The following is an 18,599-nucleotide window of genomic DNA, read 5'->3' on the forward strand; positions in this document are numbered from 1 at the left end:
ATACAACGTACAAATCGAGTGACCGAAACTGTTTTTCTTTCCATGTCAGGCAAAAAAATCTCTGTTTTTCAATAGGGCTTTCCCTATTTTTGTGACCAAACTGATATATAATTGTATGCCCAAGCTAAAAACACTTGAATTTCTTCCATATTAAGTGACCAAGGCTGGCTTCTGATCCTATCGCAAGCTAAAAAAAGCCTCTTTTTCTATAATATTTCCAGCATGATTCTATATTCAAGCCGATTTCACAAACAAAGCTTGCGCTTCCCTTACCTCCTGTTATATAATAAAAAATACTGTTAACGGGCATTATATGGAAAATAGCTTTGCATTTTCTAAATAGTGAAGCTGTTTTTCACTAAAAAGTGACCAAACCCACTTTTTAGCCCCATAATGAGCTAAAAAATAGGGCTTATTTTTACAGATTATCAATAAGCTCTAAATCAGGCAGATATTCTATGACAGCAATCTATGTTTTGCAAACTCTGCCGTCTTTATTATAAGATATATACAAAATACGAAAGGAAAACTATGAGAAAATTAGCACTTAGTGACGAAATATTACTTAGTGTTGACAAAGCAGCCCGCTATATCGGCGGTGAAGTCAACTCCGTAATGAAGGATAAAAAAGAGGTGACCACCCGGGTCGCATTTTGCTTCCCGGATGTCTACGAAATCGGTATGTCCAACCTGGGTATGATGCTCCTCTACAACATGTTCAACAAGCGCCCGGACGTATGGTGCGAGCGTGTATACTCTCCGTGGCTTGATCTTGACAAGCTTATGAGAGAAAAAAATATCCCATTATTTGCATTGGAATCTCAGGATCCCATTAAGGATTTTGATTTCCTGTGCATCACCCTTGGCTATGAAATGTGCTACACCAACGTGCTTCAGACTCTGGATCTTTCCCAGATTCCGCTAAAAGCAGCTGACCGTGACCAATCATGTCCAATCGTAATCGGCGGCGGTGCATGTGCGTACAATCCGGAACCTCTGGCAGACTTTTTCGACCTGTTTTATATTGGTGAAGGTGAAACCGTCTATGATGCACTTTTTGATGCATATAAGGCCAATAAGGAAGCAGGAGGCAGCAGAGAAGACTTTCTTCTGAAAGCAGCACAGATCCCAGGAATTTATGTTCCGGCATTTTATGATGTCACTTATAAGGAAGACGGCACCATCGCTTCCTTTACACCAAATCGCCCGGGAGTTCCCGAGAAAGTACAGAAGCAGCTGATCGTAAACATGGATAAAGGCTACTGTCCAATTGAAAAACCGGTTGTACCATTTATCAAAGCAACACAGGACCGTGTAACACTTGAAATTCAGCGCGGCTGTATCCGTGGCTGCCGTTTCTGCCAGGCAGGTATGATCTACAGACCGCTGCGTGAGCGTGATGTTGAAGAGCTGAAAGCGTCCGCCAGAGCCATGCTGAAGAATTCGGGACATGAGGAAATTTCCCTCAGCTCCTTAAGCTCCAGTGATTACACCCATCTGGAAGAGCTGGTAAACTTTCTGATTGATGAGTTTAAATCTGCAGGCGTAAACATTTCCCTGCCATCCCTTCGTATCGATGCCTTTGCCCTGGATGTAATGAGCAAGGTGCAGGATATCAAGAAAAGCAGTCTTACCTTTGCTCCGGAAGCCGGTTCCCAGAGGCTTCGTGATGTAATCAACAAAGGCCTTACAGAAGAGGTTATTCTCCACGGTGCAAAAGAAGCCTTCGTAGGCGGCTGGAATCGTGTGAAGCTTTATTTCATGCTTGGTCTCCCGACGGAAACTGAAGAAGACATGAAAGGAATCGCTCATCTGGCTGAGCGCATTGCAGAAGAATACTATGATACTGTTCCCAAGGAAAAACGCCATGGAAAAGTACAGATCGTGGTCAGCACTTCTTTCTTTGTGCCTAAGCCATTTACTCCATTCCAGTGGGCACCAATGTACACAGAGCAGGATTTCATTGATAAGGCAAAGGTTGTTAAAGAAGAGATTCGTGCCCAGTTGAACCAAAAAAGCATCAAGTACAACTGGCATGAGCCGGATGTTACTACACTGGAAGGCTTCCTTGCAAGAGGTGACCGCCGTGCTTCTGAGGTCATTTTAAAGGCCTATGAAAAAGGCGCTCTTTATGATGCCTGGTCTGAAAGCTTCCGCTACGATATCTGGAAGGAAGCTTTTGCAGAGACTGGCATTGACATTGAATTCTACACTCTTCGTGAGAGAAGCACAGACGAGATCCTGCCATGGGATTTCATTGATGCAGGCGTAACCAAGGAATTCCTGATCCGGGAATGGAAACAGGCCAAAGGCGAGGTGGTAACTCCAAACTGCCGCCAGAAATGTGCAGGCTGCGGAGCAAGACGTTATAAAGGAGGCGTATGCTATGAAGGTAAGAATTAAATTTACAAAAGAAGGCCCTATGAAATTTGTAGGCCATCTGGATACCATGCGCTACTTCCAGAAAGCGGTTCGAAGAGCCGAACTGCCCATCGCTTTTTCCGGCGGATACAGCCCCCATATGATCATGTCCTTTGCAGCTCCTCTTGGAGTTGGCGTTACCAGCACAGGAGAGTACTTTGACATGGAGCTTACAGAAACTCTTCCCACTGATGAGATCTGCCAGCGCCTTGACGCGCAGATGGTCCAGGGCGTTAAAGTTTTAAGCGCCCGCCAGGTGGAGGATGGAAAAGCAAGCAAAGCCATGTCCCTTGTTGCCGCCGCGGATTATCTGGTAGAATTCCGTGAGGGCAAAGCACCAGAAGAAGGCTGGCAGAACAAAATTGAGGAATTTATGAAGCAACCTGAGATTCTGGTCACAAAAGAGACCAAAAAAGGGGAAAAAGAGGTAGATATCCGTCCTTTCATCTATAAAATGGCTTTGCAGGAAAATGACCGCATTTTCTTAAGCCTTGCATCTGCAAGCGCCAACTACACCAAACCGGATGCCGTCATTGCCGCCTTTGCCAAATGGCTTGGATGGGAGCTTCCGGAATTTGCATGCATGATCCACCGTCTGGAAGTGTACGCAGATCTGGGAGACGAGAAGAAGCACAACTTTGTTTCCCTTGAATCATTAGGGGAAGAAATTAAATAAACAACCAGGTGAACCAATTGAGTAAACTAATCATAACAACCATGGAACTTGACGGCAATCAGTGCCATGCCTGTGCAATCGAGGAAGAAAACCAGATCATGGAGCTTCGTCTGGAAGCTGCCTCCCGCCAGTCCATTCTTGGAAATATTTATGTGGGACAGGTGGAAAACATTGCTGCAAACATCCAGGCCGCATTTGTACTGATTGCCCCTGGCGTGCGCGGTTATTTTCCCATTCAGGAAGCGGAGCATGTGATCTATGCCTCTGGAAAAGCCCTTGGAAGCCCCCTTCGCCCGGGAGATCAGATCCTTGTCCAGGTAAGCCGGGATGCCATGAAAGGCAAGCTTCCAGCCCTTACCGCCAACTTAAATTTCACAGGCAAATATCTGGTCCTCACAACAGGGGAAAAGAAATTCGGCCTTTCCGGCAAGCTTTCCGGCACGGAACGTCACACCCTTTCTTCCTGGCTGGAAGAGGAAGCAGCGCGTCCTGACAAAGAATATGGCCTTATCGTCCGCACCAACGCCGCACAGGCAGAAAAAAGCGAAGTCTTGCAGGAGCTTTCCTATCTGAAGAACCTCTATGAAAAAGTTGCGGTAAACGGCAGAAGCCGCACCTGCTTCAGCGTCCTTTATGAGACGGAACCGGTTTATCTCACCACCCTTCGGGATATTTACAGTGAAAACCTGACCGACATTGTGACAGACGATCCTCACATTTATGAGCAGATCACTTCCTATCTGAAGGAAACAAGCCCGGGAGAAGAGAGCAAGGCCCGTTTTTACCAGGACAAGCTCCTTCCATTATATAAGCTTTCCCGTCTGGAAAATGCCCTGGAGGAAGTCCAAAAAGAAAAAATCTGGCTGAACAGCGGCGGATTTATTGTGATCCAGCAGACCGAAGCCTTCGTTTCCATAGACGTAAACAGTGGTAAATTTACCGGAAAGAAAAAGGCAGAGGAGACCTACCGCAAGATCAATCTGGAAGCGGCAAAAGAAATTGCAAGGCAGCTTCGCCTGCGCAATTTATCCGGGATCATTCTCATCGACTTTATCAATATGGCAAATCCGGATCACAACGACGAGCTGTTCCACGTGCTTCAGAAATACCTGCGAAAAGATCCGGTGAAATGCAAAGCGGTAGATATTACGCCGCTGCATATTCTGGAGATGACCAGGAAAAAAGTCAGACGGCCTGTGATTGAAGAGATCAGACAGATAAGATCAGGTAGCACAATAGCAGATGCCAAATAAAATTTCAAAATTTTACAAAATATTTTAAAAAACCACTTGACGAACAGGGATCACCCTGTTATTATAATCAAGTATGCCGCACAAAGAGGTTTAAGAGCCATAAGGCCACCATATTTGGCGAGTAAAGTCTATAGGAGGTGCCACAAATGTACGCAATTATTGCAACAGGTGGTAAACAGTACAAAGTTGCTGAAGGCGACGTAATCAGAGTTGAGAAGCTCGGAGTTGAAGCTGGTGAAACCGTTACTTTTGATAACGTAATTGCAGTTAGCAATGAGGGATTAAAAGTTGGAGAAGACGTTAAGGATGCCAGTGTTACCGCTTCTGTAGTTGAGAACGGAAAGGCTAAGAAAGTCATCGTTTACAAGTACAAGAGAAAAACTGGATATCACAAGAAAAACGGTCACAGACAGCAGTACACCAAAGTTAAAATCGAAAAGATCAACGCTTAATCTGGTGCTGTTATGATCAATATTACAGTTAAGAAGAGAAATGGCTCTTATCTGGATTTTCTGTCCAGAGGACATGCAGGCTATGCCGAAGAGGGACAGGATATTGTATGTGCCGCTGTATCTGCTTTGATCATCACAACTGTGAATTCACTTGATGCATTCACAGAAGAGAAGATTGAGGTTGGAGAGGATGACGGATACGTATCCATCCATTTTAAAACAAATCCTAATACTGAGCGCGGGAAGCTTCTTATGGATTCCCTTATTCTCGGATTAACAGAAATTGAGCATAGTTATAACAATCGATATTTGACAGTAAGAGTCAAGGAGGTGTAACAACAATGATGAAGATGAACCTTCAGTTATTCGCACATAAAAAGGGAGTTGGTTCTACAAAGAACGGTCGTGATTCCGAGTCCAAGAGATTAGGTGCGAAGAGAGCAGACGGACAGTTTGTTAAAGCCGGCAACATCCTTTACAGACAGCGCGGAACTAAGATCCATGCAGGTGAGAACGTAGGATGTGGAAAAGACTATACCTTATTTGCACTGACCGATGGTGTTGTAAGATTCACCAGAAAAGGCCGCGATAAGAAACAGGTTTCTATCGTACCAGTAGAGGCAGAGTAATCAGTAGAGCAAGAGGCTTCAAATCTATAAAGGTTTGGAGCCTTTTCTTATAAAGGAGATTTATGTTCGCAGACAGAGCTACCATTATAATCCGTTCCGGTAAAGGCGGCGACGGCCATGTAAGCTTCCGCAGGGAAAAATATGTACCTGACGGCGGTCCGGATGGCGGCGACGGCGGTAAGGGCGGAGACGTAATTTTTGAGGTAGACGAGGGACAGAATACCCTCGGAGACTACCGTCATAAGAGAAAATATAAGGCAGAAGACGGCCAGGAGGGCGGCAAAAAGCGCTGCCACGGAGCCGATGGAGCTGATATTATATTAAAGGTACCGGAAGGCACCGTAATCATGGACGCAGCTTCCCGCAAGGTTATTGCAGATATGTCCGGCGACAATCGTCGTCAGGTCGTTCTGCGCGGCGGACGCGGCGGCAAGGGAAACCAGCACTATGCAACTCCAACTATGCAGGTTCCCAAATATGCACAGCCAGGTCAGCCTTTCCAGGAGCTTGAAGTTCTTCTGGAGCTTAAGGTGATCGCTGACGTTGGACTGGTAGGTTTTCCTAATGTAGGTAAATCCACCTTTCTTTCCCGTGTCACAAATGCAAAGCCAAAGATTGCCAACTATCACTTTACAACTCTTAGCCCGAATCTTGGAGTTGTGGATACTGAGAATGGCGGATTCATCATCGCAGATATCCCAGGTCTGATTGAGGGAGCTTCTGAGGGCGTAGGCCTTGGCCACGAATTCCTTCGCCACATCGAGCGTACCAGAGTTTTGGTACACATTGTAGACGCAGCTTCCACAGAGGGCCGCGATCCTATTGATGATATTTACAAGATCAACAAAGAGCTTGAGGAGTACAATCCGGAGATTGCAAAGCGTCCTCAGGTAATTGCAGCCAACAAAGTGGACTGTATTTTTGACGATGGTCAGGAGAATCCCGTTGACAGACTCCGTAAGGAATTTGAGCCTAAGGGAATCAAGGTATATCCCATTTCCGCAGTTACCGGACAAGGTGTGCGTGAGCTCCTTTTCCACATTAAGGAACTTTTGGATAGCTGTCCGAAGAAGGCTATCGTATTTGAGCAGGAATTCTTCCCGGAGGATGCACTGATCAATGAGACCCTTCCATTTACCGTGGAGATCGATGAGGAGGATCCCTCCGTATTTGTTGTGGAAGGACCCCGCATTGAGAAAATGCTGGGCTACACCAATCTGGATTCTGAGAAGGGCTTTGCCTTCTTCCAGCGCTTCCTCAAAGAGGGCGGCATTCTGGAGGAACTGGAAGCAGCCGGAATTCAGGAAGGCGATACCGTCCGCATGTATGGATTTGAATTTGATTATTACAAATAAACCATTGATTTTATGTATTTTGCAGCCTGTGATGTATAATCGGCTGCAGTTCAGGAGATAAATTATGACAAGCAAGCAGAGAGCATATTTAAAAGGTCTTGCCATGAAAATGGATGCCATCATCCAGCTTGGCAAGGGCGGTCTTACACCGGAAAATACAAAAGCTGTTGACGAAGCTCTTGCAGCCAGAGAGCTGATCAAGATCAGCGTGCTGCAGAACTGTCTGGAGGATCCGAAGGAAATGGCACAGGTTCTTGCAGAGCGCACTCATTCCCAGGTTGTACAGGTAATCGGCAAAAAGATCGTATTATACCGTGAAGGTAAAAAAGAGAAGAAGAAAATTGAACTGCCAAAATAATCACAGAAAAATCGGGATTATGGGCGGAACCTTTGATCCCATCCATATGGGACATCTGATACTTGGCGAGCAAAGCTATGAGCAGCTGAAGCTGGATAAGGTATTGTTTATGCCAGCCGGAAATCCTCCGCACAAGAAGAACCGAATTGGCAGAGCAGCTGATGAGCAGCGTGTAGATATGGTCCGCCTTGCCATTTCAGATAATCCTCACTTTGAACTGTCTCTTGCGGAAATGAACGAGACCGGTTACACTTATACCTACCGCACTCTGGAGGAATTAAAGGAATCAAATCCCGATACGGATTATTATTTTATCATCGGAGCCGATTCTTTATTTGCCTTTGAAGAGTGGCGTGAGCCCGAACGTATCTGTGCAGCCTGCACTCTTGTAGTTGCTGTGCGTGATCACGCTTCCAGGGAGCAGCTTCGCGAGAGGATCCAGTATCTCTCAGAGAAGTATCATGGACATTTTGTTATTCTGGATACTATGAACATTGATGTATCCAGTCACCTGATACGCCAGTGGATAGCCAAAGATAAAAGTCTGAAATACTACGTTCCGGATCTTGTAATCTCTTACATGAAGGAAAATGGAATCTACAGAAAGAAGGAAGTCTGACCATGGCAGATTATGATTTTGCGAAAATAGAAAAAAAGCTTTCCAAGTATCTGGATGAAGATCGTTTTCAGCATACCATGGGAGTCATGTACACCAGTGCCTGCCTGGCTATGGTACACGGATATGATGTGAAGGATGCACAGGTTGCCGGTCTTCTTCATGACTGTGCCAAATGCATCCCAAATAAAAAGAAACTGAAAATGTGCAGTGAGCATAATATCCCGGTGTCTGATTTTGAACTGGGGCATCCTTTTCTTCTCCATGCAAGATTAGGGGCATATATTGCTCATGAAAAATACGGAATTGACAATCAGGAGATTCTTTCTGCCATTAATTACCATACTACAGGCAGATGTGATATGAGTCTTCTGGAAAAGATTATTTATATTGCGGATTACATTGAGCCTATGCGCTATAAGGCAAGCCGTTTGCCTGAAATCCGTAAAATCGCATTCCAGGATCTGGATGAGTGTATGTATGAGATTCTTAAAGATACGCTGGAATATCTGGAAGAGGATTCAGCTGAGGATATCGAGCCAACTTCCAGAGAAGCTTATATTTATTATAAAGAATTACATAATAAACGCAGCAATGTTACCAATAGCTGACAGCGAAATGAAAGTTTCTGCCGCATAGCAGAAACCGCTGTACTGTTACTACTATACCGAAAGGAGCAGAACATGAGTACAGTAAGCACAGAGAAAATGATGGCACAGATTGCCTGCAAGGCAATTGATGATAAAAAAGGACAGGATATCAAGGTAATCGATATTCATACTGTTTCCGTAATTGCAGATTACTTTGTAATCGCAAGCGGTACCAACTCCAACCAGGTTCAGGCGATCGTAGACAATGTTGAGGAACAGCTTGGACGTGCTGGATTTGAAGCAAAGCAGATCGAGGGAAACCGCAATTCCAGCTGGATTCTCATGGATTACGGCGATGTGATCGTGCATGTATTTGATGAAGAGAACCGGCTTTTCTATGATCTGGAGAGAATCTGGAGAGATGGAAAAGTGCTGGAAATGGATGAATTTCTGGAGAAATAATGTATGATAAAAGCCGTATGGGCAAACTCGTCTCAAACCTAAGAGACAGAAGATGCTCATGCGGCTTTTATTTTACTCACAAATCCTGTATTCTTTCAGACATAAGCTCTTTCACTTCTGATTCATCGGCTGACAATTCTACGCATCCTGACATATATCGTTCTATAAGTTGTCAATAATAATATTATGTAAATAAAGCACTTAAAAAATTAATCTCTTATATTTTGGTACCTTTCAAAATATAAGAGATTAAGAGTCCCTGCATACTACGAACGGCTTTCTGCAGGATTTGCATCATACTTTACGGAAATGAGTATGGGGCGCACTTTAAAACTTACTGATAAAAGCGCATCACACCGAATACTTTCCCCAGAATCTTTACTTCGCCTGTGACGATGATCGGATCCATGGCGTCATTCTCCGGCTGAAGACGGTAGTAGCCTTTTTCTTTATAGAAGGTCTTCACTGTGGCGGAATCCTCTACCATGGCAACTACAATATCTCCATTATCAGCCGTAGGCTGCTGCTTCACAAGCACCTGGTCGCCGTCGAAGATTCCGGCATTGATCATGCTGTCACCCTTAACCTTAAGCATGAAGCTCTGCTCATTAGGCATGAACTCTGATGGGATCGGGAAATAGCCTTCTACGTTCTCCACGGCAAGAATAGGCTGTCCGGCAGCTACCGTTCCTACCAGGGGAACGTTCACCACTTCACGGCGGACCAGATTAAAATTGTCGTCAATAATCTCAATGGCTCTCGGCTTGGTGGCATCGCGGCGGATGTAGCCGTTCTTCTCAAGGGCTTCTAAGTGCGCGTGAACAGAAGAGGTGGATTTCAGATTTACGGCCTCACAGATTTCACGGACTGCCGGTGGGAAGCCGCGGTTCAAGATTTCACTTTTTATATAATCCAGGATTTCCTGCTGTTTTTTACTGATTTTACCATATGTCATAAGAGTTTTCCTCCGAAATTCATTCAACTTTTTTCTATCATATCATATTTTTCTTTATTAAGCAAACAGATATTCTGAAAATATGTTCGTTTTCCTCTTTTTTGTTCACAGACTTTTCTTCTTGTTTTCCTTGTGTTCAAAGGCAAAAAATGGTACAATTGTTTGGCACGAATTGAACGATTACAAAACAGATATGTTGCCGGCAGGCGACATGATCAAAAACAAAGGGGGAATCTGCTTGTCCGAAAAGAAAACGAACAAACCGGGGCATATGGCCGGGCTTCTTGTACAGTTGAAGAAAATATTCGGACTCAACATCGCCACCATTGCTTTTGGTGTTTTGCTGATTTATATGGTATTTACAGCAGTCCTTTTGATCACCTCCACACATATAGAGTCCTATCAGGTAACCACAGGACCCCTTTCCCGGAATGAAACCTATACCGGCCTTTCCATTCGGGAGGAGAGTGTATTTAAGGCAGAGTCATCCGGTTATGTGAATTATTACGCAAGAGAAGGCAGCAAGATCAATGCCGGCGGAGCGGTCTACGGCTTAAGCTCTGGCAAAACCTCCGAGACTTCCGCGGCACTTAGCTCGGAAGACCTGGCGAAAATCCGCAGCTCCATGCTCAGCTTTTCCAAAAGCTTTTCCGGAAGCAAGTTTAACAATACCTACAGTTTCAAGAACCAGCTGGAGGGCAGCATTCTTCAGTACGAGGGAATCTCCACAGACGGGAATGCCAGTTCCCAGGTAGTTTCCATTGGGGGACAAAACGTATGCAAGGCCCAGGAGGACGGAATTATCCTGTATTCCATGGACGGCTATGAGAATAAAACGGTTGATACCCTCACAGCAGAGGATTTTGACCAAACCTCGTACCATGAAACAGATCTGAAAACGGATGCCCAGATACAGACGGGAGATAATATTTATACCAATATCACCAGTGAGCTGTGGAGCCTGATCATTCCGCTCAGCGATAAGCAGGCTGCCAAGCTGCAGGGACGCACCACCATCCGTGTGAAATTTCTCAAGGATGGCATGACCCAGAGCGGTGATTTTTCCATTGTCAAAATAGACGAGGCCAAATACGGCAAGATTGATTTCAGCCGCGGCCTGATCCGGTACGCATCAGAGCGTTTCCTGGATATTGAGCTTGTTACCAACACGGTAACCGGGCTTAAGATTCCCCTTTCCGCTAACACTTACCGGGATTTTTACGTGATCTCTTCCGAGTATTCCACCACAGATGCCAACGGCGTCATCGGCTTTAACAAGGTTTCCAAGGATTCCGACGGAAACACAGTCAAAACCTTCATCAAAGCTGGAATTTACGGAAAGCTGGTCACCGGCTATGATTCCTCGGGTAAAAAGGAAATCTGCGATTATTATGTAGATAAAAGCGCATTCAAGGAAGGAGATGCACTGGTAAAGAATAATTCCAACCAGCGCTTCATTGTCAGCGAGACCATATCCCTGGAAGGCGTATACTGCATTAATCAGGGCTACCCTGTTTTCCGTTTGGTTGAGATTCTGGATCAGAATGAGGAATATGCCATCATTTCCAGTTCCACTTCCTACGGCCTTTCCAGATATGACCGCATTGCCAGGGATTCTTCCCAGGTGAAGGAATAAGATTTTTCTATTTCTATTGATTGATATACCATTTTTAAGGAGGCTTATAAAAATGTTAGCTGAAAATTTACAGCAGGTAAATGCAAATATTGAAAAAGCCTGTGCTGCTGTGGGGCGTGCTCCCAGTGAGATCACACTTGTTGCCGTAAGCAAGACCAAACCCGTATCCATGCTTCAGGAAGCTTATGATGCCGGAGCCCGTGTTTTCGGGGAAAATAAAGTCCAGGAGATCATGGACAAATACGATCAGCTGCCCTCTGATATCCAGTGGCACATGATCGGCCATCTCCAGCGCAACAAGGTGAAATACATCATTGACAAGGTTGCCATGATCCATTCCGTGGATTCCCTGCGTCTTGCACAGACCATTGAGCAGGAGGCTGCCAAGAAGGAGCTGGTGATGCCGATTCTTCTGGAAGTAAACGTAGCAGAAGAGGATACCAAATTTGGTCTTAAAGTAGAAGAAGTGCTTCCGCTTCTGGAGCAGATCAGCAGTTTTTCTCACATTCAGGTCAAAGGACTTATGACAATTGCGCCTTTTGTAGAAAATCCAGAGGAAAATCGCGAAGTTTTTCGTACATTAAAAAAATTAAGTGTTGACATTAGTGCCAAAAACATTAATAATGTTACTATGAGTGTTCTGAGTATGGGTATGACCGGAGATTATCAGGTTGCTGTCCAGGAAGGCTCGACTATGGTACGCGTAGGTACTGGAATTTTTGGTGAGCGTAATTACGCCACAGTGTAAGAAGACTAAGATTGGAGATTGAAAATGAGCGTTTTTGATAAATTACTGGATACTATTAAGCTGAATGATGATGACTATGATGAAGATGGTTATTTGGATGAAGATTTAATGGATGATGACGAAGAGGGCGATTTCTTCGATGATGATCCTATGGATGACAAGCCTAAGAAGAAATTCTTCGAGAAATTCGGCCGCAAGAAAGAGGATGACTTCGCAGATGAGGAAGAGACCTTCAAGGAAGAGCCGATACATACTGCTGCCGCTCCGAAGCCAACAGCAGCCAAGGCTCCTGTGAAACAGCCGGCTGAGAAACAGCGTCCTGCCGCATCTTCCAAGATCACTCCAATGAGAAGCAGCCGCCGCGCCAACCAGGCTTCCTCTATGGAGGTTTGCGTGATCAAGCCAGCTTCCATGGAAGACACCCGCGAGATTGCAGACACACTCCTTGACAATGCAACTGTAATTCTGAACCTGGAGGGCATTGATGTAGAGCTGGCACAGCGTATCATTGACTTCGCATCCGGTGCATGCTATTCCTTAAATGGATCTCTTCAGAAGATTTCCAGCTATATTTTCGTACTTGGACCGTCTTCTGTTGACATTACAGGTGACCTTCAGAATATTCTTGGCGGATCTACACCGTCCGTAAGAGCTGGTTATTAATTTTTATGGATAAGGACGATTTTTTACTTAAGAGAATCCGGGAGCTGGCAAATCTCTCTTATCAGAGAGATATTGTCACCTTTACGGATTTTCTTAACTTAAATGAACAAAATATGCTTGCCACCCTGAAGCTCCGGCAGATGGGCGTAAGTGTGAAGCTTTTTGGCGGCTACAACCATGCCGAGCGGCAGATGGCGGCCTTTTATCCAGGTACTGTAGGCTTTTCCTGGGAATATCCCATCGACTGCCTTAAGATCACCCCGAAAGCCCTTCGTTTTTCCGAAGAGCTGGGACACCGGGACTACCTGGGCGCGATTCTGAACCTGGGCGTTGACCGCAGTGTGGTTGGAGACATTCTCATTAAGGATAAAGAAGCCTGGGTTTTCTGCCTTCACAAAATGTCAGATTTTTTTATAGACAATCTGGTCCGCGTGCGGCACACCACTGTGCTTGTTACCAGGGTAGAGCAGGCAGAGGAAATTCCAGAACCGCAGTTTGAAGCTATCAGCGGCACCTGTGCTTCCGTTCGCCTGGATTCCCTAATCGGACTGGCTTTTCAGACGTCCAGAAGCAGTATGGTTTCCTTTATTGAAAGCGGTCTTGTGTTTGTAAACGGCAAGCTGATCACGTCCAATGGCTATGAGCCTAAGGAGGGAGACATTATTTCCGTCCGCGGAAAGGGGCGCTTTATCTACGACGGCGTTTCCAGACAGACCAAGAAGGGCAGGCTGGGCGTGCGGCTTCGCAAATATATCTGAAGAGAGGACGATTACTATGGCAGAAGAAAAATTACTGGTGAAACGCGACGGGGATTTCTGTTACCCCATTTATTTTGAAAACGACTTTCAAGCTCTTTCCGGTGCATTGAAAGAAGAGGGGCTTGCAGGCAAAAAAATGTGCATCGTCTCTGATTCCACCGTTGCTCCCCTTTATGCAGAGCAGGTGAAGGCAGAGCTTCTGAAAATAACCGATCATGTCTGCCAGTTCGTGTTCCCGGCTGGTGAAGCACATAAGAACCTGGACACAGTGGAAGACCTGTACCAGTGCCTGATTGAGAACGGACTTGACCGCAAGAGCCTTGTGGTTGCTCTTGGCGGCGGCGTAACAGGGGATCTTTCCGGATTTGGGGCCGCGACCTATCTTCGGGGAATTGATTTTATCCAGATTCCAACCACCCTTCTTGCGCAGGTAGACAGCAGTGTAGGCGGCAAAACCGGCGTAGATTTCAGACAGTTCAAGAATATGGTAGGTGCCTTCCACCAGCCCCGTCTGGTTTATATGAACATGGCCACCCTTCAGTCCCTTCCAGAGCGCGAATTTGGCTGCGGAATGGGCGAAATCTTAAAGACCGGACTGATTTGCGACAAAGAGTTTTTCGACTTCGTATGCGCCAATTACGAGGTAATACGCACAATGGATCCTGGAATGCTAGCTGTAATGATCCGCAGATGCTGTGCCATCAAGGCTGGCGTTGTAGAGCGTGACCCTAAGGAACAGGGCGAGCGTGCCCTTCTCAATCTTGGCCACACCATCGGACATGCTGTAGAAAAGCTGATGAATTTCCAGCTGCTTCACGGACAATGCGTGGGAATCGGCCTGGTTGCCGCAGCTGCCATTTCCAAAGAGCGGGGACTGCTTACCCAGGAGGAATACCAGCAGGTATGCCATGCACTAGAGATTTACAATCTGCCTTTATATGTGGAGGGACTTTCCCCACAGGATATCCTTGCCGCTACCAAAAAGGACAAAAAAATGGAACAGGGACAGATCAAATTCATTCTCATGGACGGTCTTGGAAAGAGCTTCATTGACAAAACAGTTACAGATGAAGAGCTTCTTGTGGGAATCCATGCGATCTGCAGGTAATGCCCTATGAAAGAGCAGACACTGTCCCAGGACAGACGAACCAGGCCATTAAAGGCTCCCAGGCTAAAAGGCTTCCTGCTGATCCTGTTTCTGGTGCTTTTTGACCAGATTACAAAGCTTCTTGCAATCCGTGGCCTGAAGGACAACGCAGGCGTTACCCTGATTGACCGCGTTCTGGTGCTGCGGTACCTTGAGAACCGGGGCATGGCATTCGGGCTTCTTCAGGGCAGGCTTTTGTTTCTGGTGCTGATCTGTCTTGTATTTTTTGCAGCCATTATCTACCTTTTTGTAAAGGCTCCGGCTACCGCCTATTACGGGCCCCTGCTTTTTACTGCAGCAGTTGTATTTTCTGGGGCTATGGGGAATTTTATTGACCGTGTTTTCCGCGGATATGTGGTGGATTTCATCTATTTTTCCCTGATTGATTTTCCCACCTTTAATGTAGCTGATATTTACGTTACCTGCGGCATTATTGCCCTGGTATTTCTCATCTTTTTCCGCTATAAGGAAGAGGATGACTTTGATTTTTTGAAACCGTGAACACCAGGCAGGAAGCTTCCTTTGACCGCTTCCATGCCGGAGAGGAGTTTTGAAATAATATGGAACTGTTAGAGTTCACCGCAGCAGATGAGGAGGCAGGGGTTCGCATAGACCGCTGCCTTTCTGATAAATATGAGGATCTTTCCCGCTCTTATCTTCAGAAGCTTCTGAAGGACCAGGGCGTAACCGTCAATGGGAAGATTGTAAAAGCAAATTACAAACTGCAGGCCGGGGATCTGGTGCAGACCACTGTGCCGGATTTAAGCGAGCCGGACATCCTTCCGGAAAACATTCCTCTTGATATTCTGTATGAGGATGATGACGTACTGGTGGTCAACAAACCCAAGGGAATGGTGGTGCATCCTGCAAACGGACACACCAGCGGAACCCTGGTAAATGCCATTATGTACCACTGCCAGGGAAATCTTTCCGGAATCAACGGAGTAATGCGTCCCGGCATTGTCCACCGCATTGACAAAGACACCACCGGGGCACTTCTTGTGTGCAAAAATGACACCGCACACCGGGATCTGGCCCAGCAGCTGAAGGACCATACCATCAAGCGCCGATACCGGGCTATTGTTTCCGGCAATCTGAAGGAGGATGAGGGAACCGTAGAGGGGCCAATCGGCCGTCACCCTGTTGACCGCAAGAAAATGGCCATCAACTACAAAAACGGCAAGGATGCCGTCACCCATTATAAGGTTCTGGAACGTTTCGGGAACGCCACCTATATAGAGTGCCGTCTTGAGACAGGCCGCACCCACCAGATCCGTGTACATATGACCAGCCTTGGACATCCCCTTCTGGGCGATGAAATCTACGGCTCCGGCAAAAATCCCTACCATCTCCAGGGACAGACCCTTCATGCCATGGTCCTTGGGTTTGTACATCCCCGGACCGGAGAGTATATGGAATTTTCTGCACCTTTGCCAGAATATTTTCTTAATTTGTTAGAAAAATTAAGAAAATAGTTGTCATTTTACCCAGATGTAGTGTATAATAGTCTTACAATATTTCTGTGAAACGCCATTTACAGAAAAAACGTTGCTGCGCACGAAGTTGACAGTGACAAAGGAATTGCAGAAGGGAGTGGCAGCTATGAACAATACTACAAGTTCAATTATTACCATCGGACGTGAATACGGAAGTGCCGGAAGACAGATTGGCCAGGAAGTAGCCAGATATTTCGGAATCAAGTGCTACGACAAGGAGCTTCTGGAGCATGCAGCAAATGACAGCGGTATCTGCAAGGAATTATTCGAGAATCACGATGAGAAGCCTACCAACAGCTTTTTGTATTCTCTTGTAATGGATACCTATTCTTTTGGATATTCTTCTGCGGGATTTACAGACATGCCTATGAACCATAAGGTTTTCCTGGCACAGTTTGAGGCCATCAAGAAGCTGGCTGCAGAGGGACCGTGCGTTATGGTCGGCCGCTGTGCGGACTATGCACTTGCAGATAACAAGGACTGCTTCAGTGTGTTCGTCCATGCGGATCTGGACTGGAGAATCAATCGTATTGCAGGAAAATACAATAAAACTCCGAAGGAAGCCAAGGATATGATCACCAAGACGGATAAGAGCCGTGCAAGCTATTACAATTACTACACCAATAAGAAATGGGGCGCAGCTGCAGGCTACAGCCTTTGCGTTGACAGCGGAGTGCTTGGCATTGAGGGTGCTGCGCAGGCGATCATCAATACCATACATATTTTCGATGACCTGAAGAAATAATTCTTTTTCAGTAATGAAATAAACGGCGTCAGGCTCACCTTTTTCCTGAAGGCAGGAGAGAGGTGAGCCTCTTTATTATTTTATACTTTTTTAATAAGACAGTTCGGCGATAATATGATATAATGAAAGGAACCGCTGTTATGGTAAACGAAGCCATATATTTTCAGCAATTATGTTGCAGGAGGATGATCGAATAAGATGAAATTACGCTGGGACAATCAGCATGTTCGCTGGGGAGTGACTGCCTTCCTTGTAATTGCAGCCAGTATGCTTTTTTATTACGGTGTTTTCCATATGAAGACCCTGATCACAGGAATCCAGACCTTTCTTGGAATCCTTACACCTATTGTTTATGGAGTTGTGATCGCATTTCTTCTCACACCTCTTCTTAATTTTCTGGAGAAGACAATCATTTATCCCATTCTTCAGAAGAAAGAGGTCACAGTAGGAAAGAATGGACGCAAAGCGATCCGCTGGGCCTGTGTCCTTTTGTGCATGTTCCTTTTCTTGGCACTGATTTATGCCTTGATTATGATGGTTCTGCCGGAGTTGATCCGAAGCGTTATGAACCTGATCTACAGCTTTCCAACCTATATGAAAGCCAGCCAGAAATGGCTTCAGAGTGTTTTGGAGAAATGGAATCTGAACAGTCAGGCACTTGATACCCTGGATCAGTACACTTTAAATGCCCAGAATTACCTGACACAGAATATTCTTCCTCAGATGCAGGAGATGCTGAAGAATATTTCTGCCGGTGTTTTTGACCTGATCAATTTCCTGAAGAACTTCCTGATCGGAGCCATCGTTTCCCTTTATCTGATGGCAGACAAGGAAGGCTTTATCGCCAAGGCGAAAATGCTCACATATGCAGTATTTTCTCCGCAGCACGCGAATTTTATCATCCGTTCCATGCGCTTTACCAATAAGACCTTTATCGGCTTTTTCATTGGAAAAATACTGGATTCCGCCATCATCGGCGTGCTGTGCTATATTGGCATGAACCTTCTTAGCATGCCATACATCCTTCTGATCAGTGTGATCATTGGCGTAACCAACGTAATTCCGTTTTTCGGACCTTATCTGGGAGCGATTCCAAGTATCTTCCTGATTTTGCTGGTGGATCCGCTGCAAGCTGTTTATTTTGCGATCTTTATTCTGGCCCTTCAGCAGTTTGACGGCAATATCCTTGGACCGAAGATTCTGGGAGAGTCTACCGGATTGTCCAGTTTCCTTGTTATCGTTGCCATCCTGATCGGAGGCGGTATTTTCGGAATTCCTGGCATGATCATCGGTGTTCCGGTGTTTGCAGTTCTCTATGCAGCGCTGGATAAGCTGGTTCATTTTAGCCTGGTTTACAAGAAGGTTCCAGATCAGGAGCAGACTTACGTGAACATTGACTGCCTGGACCCTGAGACCCACGAGCCGGTTCTTTTCCCGGAGGAAGAGCCTAAGCACGCCCAGACTCCAAGGCGTACCGCAATGCTGGAATTTACCCTTACATTGCTGAAAACCATCCAGAAAATTCTTATTACCATCTGGACATTTATTAAGAAATATTCACTGATTATTTATGCAAAAGTCAGACAATTAATAGAAGAGTACAAACAGAAAAAAAACATCAAAAAGGACGGACAGTAAT

Annotated in this window: 21 protein-coding genes; 20 read left to right on the plus strand and 1 reads right to left on the minus strand. The window is 45.7% G+C overall.

Annotated features, from left to right (window positions below):
* The first annotated feature begins 531 nt into the window (after positions 1–531).
* From OCV70_RS15560 to rsfS, 11 genes are all read left to right on the plus strand, one after another.
* On the plus strand, positions 532–2,403 hold the full coding sequence (locus tag OCV70_RS15560) for a TIGR03960 family B12-binding radical SAM protein (RefSeq protein WP_262579856.1): 1,872 nt from the start codon (positions 532–534) through the stop codon (positions 2,401–2,403).
* Positions 2,387–3,097 (plus strand): TIGR03936 family radical SAM-associated protein, encoded by a 711-nt coding sequence (locus tag OCV70_RS15565; protein WP_021924985.1) that lies wholly within the window; start codon positions 2,387–2,389, stop codon positions 3,095–3,097. The genes OCV70_RS15560 and OCV70_RS15565 overlap by 17 nt, the downstream gene beginning before the upstream one ends.
* A gap of 8 nt (positions 3,098–3,105) precedes the next feature.
* Positions 3,106–4,350 carry a ribonuclease E/G gene (locus tag OCV70_RS15570; RefSeq protein ID WP_317259475.1) on the plus strand — a complete coding sequence of 415 codons (1,245 nt, stop codon included), beginning with the start codon at positions 3,106–3,108 and terminating at the stop codon, positions 4,348–4,350.
* A 146-nt stretch (positions 4,351–4,496) separates the two neighbouring features.
* A complete protein-coding gene (rplU, locus tag OCV70_RS15575) occupies positions 4,497–4,802 on the plus strand; it encodes a 50S ribosomal protein L21 (RefSeq protein ID WP_117853582.1) in 306 nt (101 codons plus the stop codon).
* A 12-nt stretch (positions 4,803–4,814) separates the two neighbouring features.
* The gene (locus tag OCV70_RS15580; protein ID WP_117853584.1) at positions 4,815–5,138 is read left to right on the plus strand and encodes a ribosomal-processing cysteine protease Prp; all 324 of its coding nucleotides are present in this window, start codon (positions 4,815–4,817) and stop codon (positions 5,136–5,138) included.
* Between the two features lie 5 nt (positions 5,139–5,143).
* Positions 5,144–5,431 (plus strand): 50S ribosomal protein L27, encoded by a 288-nt coding sequence (rpmA, locus tag OCV70_RS15585; RefSeq protein ID WP_015542711.1) that lies wholly within the window; start codon positions 5,144–5,146, stop codon positions 5,429–5,431.
* Positions 5,432–5,493: 62 nt separating this feature from the next.
* Positions 5,494–6,786 carry a GTPase ObgE gene (obgE, locus tag OCV70_RS15590; RefSeq protein ID WP_173767807.1) on the plus strand — a complete coding sequence of 431 codons (1,293 nt, stop codon included), beginning with the start codon at positions 5,494–5,496 and terminating at the stop codon, positions 6,784–6,786.
* Between the two features lie 64 nt (positions 6,787–6,850).
* Positions 6,851–7,144 (plus strand): ribosome assembly RNA-binding protein YhbY, encoded by a 294-nt coding sequence (gene yhbY / locus OCV70_RS15595; RefSeq protein ID WP_021926529.1) that lies wholly within the window; start codon positions 6,851–6,853, stop codon positions 7,142–7,144.
* A 19-nt stretch (positions 7,145–7,163) separates the two neighbouring features.
* On the plus strand, positions 7,164–7,763 hold the full coding sequence (gene nadD / locus OCV70_RS15600; RefSeq protein ID WP_021926528.1) for a nicotinate-nucleotide adenylyltransferase: 600 nt from the start codon (positions 7,164–7,166) through the stop codon (positions 7,761–7,763).
* A gap of 2 nt (positions 7,764–7,765) precedes the next feature.
* Positions 7,766–8,371 carry a bis(5'-nucleosyl)-tetraphosphatase (symmetrical) YqeK gene (gene yqeK / locus OCV70_RS15605; RefSeq protein WP_021926527.1) on the plus strand — a complete coding sequence of 202 codons (606 nt, stop codon included), beginning with the start codon at positions 7,766–7,768 and terminating at the stop codon, positions 8,369–8,371.
* Between the two features lie 72 nt (positions 8,372–8,443).
* A complete protein-coding gene (gene rsfS / locus OCV70_RS15610) occupies positions 8,444–8,812 on the plus strand; it encodes a ribosome silencing factor (RefSeq protein ID WP_021926526.1) in 369 nt (122 codons plus the stop codon).
* 334 nt (positions 8,813–9,146) lie between these two features.
* Here the strand turns inward: rsfS and lexA are convergent, their stop codons facing one another.
* Positions 9,147–9,767: a transcriptional repressor LexA gene (gene lexA, locus OCV70_RS15615; protein ID WP_021926525.1), complete on the minus strand. Its 621-nt coding sequence runs from the start codon at positions 9,765–9,767 to the stop codon at positions 9,147–9,149.
* 238 nt (positions 9,768–10,005) lie between these two features.
* On the opposite strand from lexA, the gene OCV70_RS15620 reads away from it, so the two are divergent.
* From OCV70_RS15620 to OCV70_RS15660, 9 genes are all read left to right on the plus strand, one after another.
* Positions 10,006–11,403: a biotin/lipoyl attachment domain-containing protein gene (locus tag OCV70_RS15620; RefSeq protein WP_243280759.1), complete on the plus strand. Its 1,398-nt coding sequence runs from the start codon at positions 10,006–10,008 to the stop codon at positions 11,401–11,403.
* A gap of 52 nt (positions 11,404–11,455) precedes the next feature.
* Positions 11,456–12,151 carry a YggS family pyridoxal phosphate-dependent enzyme gene (locus tag OCV70_RS15625; RefSeq protein WP_117853589.1) on the plus strand — a complete coding sequence of 232 codons (696 nt, stop codon included), beginning with the start codon at positions 11,456–11,458 and terminating at the stop codon, positions 12,149–12,151.
* A 24-nt stretch (positions 12,152–12,175) separates the two neighbouring features.
* A complete protein-coding gene (locus OCV70_RS15630; RefSeq protein WP_021926522.1) occupies positions 12,176–12,814 on the plus strand; it encodes a cell division protein SepF in 639 nt (212 codons plus the stop codon).
* Between the two features lie 5 nt (positions 12,815–12,819).
* Positions 12,820–13,572 (plus strand): YlmH family RNA-binding protein, encoded by a 753-nt coding sequence (locus tag OCV70_RS15635; RefSeq protein WP_173767801.1) that lies wholly within the window; start codon positions 12,820–12,822, stop codon positions 13,570–13,572.
* 16 nt (positions 13,573–13,588) lie between these two features.
* A complete protein-coding gene (aroB, locus tag OCV70_RS15640; protein ID WP_173767799.1) occupies positions 13,589–14,680 on the plus strand; it encodes a 3-dehydroquinate synthase in 1,092 nt (363 codons plus the stop codon).
* 6 nt (positions 14,681–14,686) lie between these two features.
* Entirely contained in the window at positions 14,687–15,220 is a 534-nt protein-coding gene (lspA, locus tag OCV70_RS15645; RefSeq protein ID WP_173767797.1) for a signal peptidase II, read from the plus strand.
* Positions 15,221–15,279: 59 nt separating this feature from the next.
* Positions 15,280–16,194, plus strand: coding sequence for an RluA family pseudouridine synthase (locus tag OCV70_RS15650; RefSeq protein WP_021926518.1), 915 nt, complete (start codon positions 15,280–15,282; stop codon positions 16,192–16,194).
* Positions 16,195–16,321: 127 nt separating this feature from the next.
* The gene (locus OCV70_RS15655; protein ID WP_021926517.1) at positions 16,322–16,960 is read left to right on the plus strand and encodes a cytidylate kinase-like family protein; all 639 of its coding nucleotides are present in this window, start codon (positions 16,322–16,324) and stop codon (positions 16,958–16,960) included.
* Positions 16,961–17,158: 198 nt separating this feature from the next.
* Positions 17,159–18,598 (plus strand): AI-2E family transporter, encoded by a 1,440-nt coding sequence (locus tag OCV70_RS15660; RefSeq protein WP_021926516.1) that lies wholly within the window; start codon positions 17,159–17,161, stop codon positions 18,596–18,598.
* Position 18,599: the final 1 nt, after the last annotated feature.

It is taken from the genome of Blautia acetigignens, assembly GCF_025566865.1.
GTDB classification, from domain to species: domain Bacteria; phylum Bacillota; class Clostridia; order Lachnospirales; family Lachnospiraceae; genus Blautia_A; species Blautia_A acetigignens.

Bases quoted from the DNA above. Each gene is read 5' to 3' on its own strand.
- OCV70_RS15560 (WP_262579856.1), top strand. From the start codon at position 532: ATGAGAAAATTAGCACTTAGTGACGAAATATTACTTAGTGTTGACAAA.
- OCV70_RS15565 (WP_021924985.1), top strand. From the start codon at position 2,387: ATGAAGGTAAGAATTAAATTTACAAAAGAAGGCCCTATGAAATTTGTA.
- rplU (WP_117853582.1), top strand. From the start codon at position 4,497: ATGTACGCAATTATTGCAACAGGTGGTAAACAGTACAAAGTTGCTGAA.
- OCV70_RS15580 (WP_117853584.1), top strand. From the start codon at position 4,815: ATGATCAATATTACAGTTAAGAAGAGAAATGGCTCTTATCTGGATTTT.
- rpmA (WP_015542711.1), top strand. From the start codon at position 5,144: ATGATGAAGATGAACCTTCAGTTATTCGCACATAAAAAGGGAGTTGGT.
- obgE (WP_173767807.1), top strand. From the start codon at position 5,494: ATGTTCGCAGACAGAGCTACCATTATAATCCGTTCCGGTAAAGGCGGC.
- yhbY (WP_021926529.1), top strand. From the start codon at position 6,851: ATGACAAGCAAGCAGAGAGCATATTTAAAAGGTCTTGCCATGAAAATG.
- nadD (WP_021926528.1), top strand. From the start codon at position 7,164: ATGGGCGGAACCTTTGATCCCATCCATATGGGACATCTGATACTTGGC.
- yqeK (WP_021926527.1), top strand. From the start codon at position 7,766: ATGGCAGATTATGATTTTGCGAAAATAGAAAAAAAGCTTTCCAAGTAT.
- rsfS (WP_021926526.1), top strand. From the start codon at position 8,444: ATGAGTACAGTAAGCACAGAGAAAATGATGGCACAGATTGCCTGCAAG.
- lexA (WP_021926525.1), bottom strand. From the start codon at position 9,767: ATGACATATGGTAAAATCAGTAAAAAACAGCAGGAAATCCTGGATTAT.
- OCV70_RS15625 (WP_117853589.1), top strand. From the start codon at position 11,456: ATGTTAGCTGAAAATTTACAGCAGGTAAATGCAAATATTGAAAAAGCC.
- OCV70_RS15630 (WP_021926522.1), top strand. From the start codon at position 12,176: ATGAGCGTTTTTGATAAATTACTGGATACTATTAAGCTGAATGATGAT.
- OCV70_RS15635 (WP_173767801.1), top strand. From the start codon at position 12,820: ATGGATAAGGACGATTTTTTACTTAAGAGAATCCGGGAGCTGGCAAAT.
- aroB (WP_173767799.1), top strand. From the start codon at position 13,589: ATGGCAGAAGAAAAATTACTGGTGAAACGCGACGGGGATTTCTGTTAC.
- lspA (WP_173767797.1), top strand. From the start codon at position 14,687: ATGAAAGAGCAGACACTGTCCCAGGACAGACGAACCAGGCCATTAAAG.
- OCV70_RS15650 (WP_021926518.1), top strand. From the start codon at position 15,280: ATGGAACTGTTAGAGTTCACCGCAGCAGATGAGGAGGCAGGGGTTCGC.
- OCV70_RS15655 (WP_021926517.1), top strand. From the start codon at position 16,322: ATGAACAATACTACAAGTTCAATTATTACCATCGGACGTGAATACGGA.
- OCV70_RS15660 (WP_021926516.1), top strand. From the start codon at position 17,159: ATGAAATTACGCTGGGACAATCAGCATGTTCGCTGGGGAGTGACTGCC.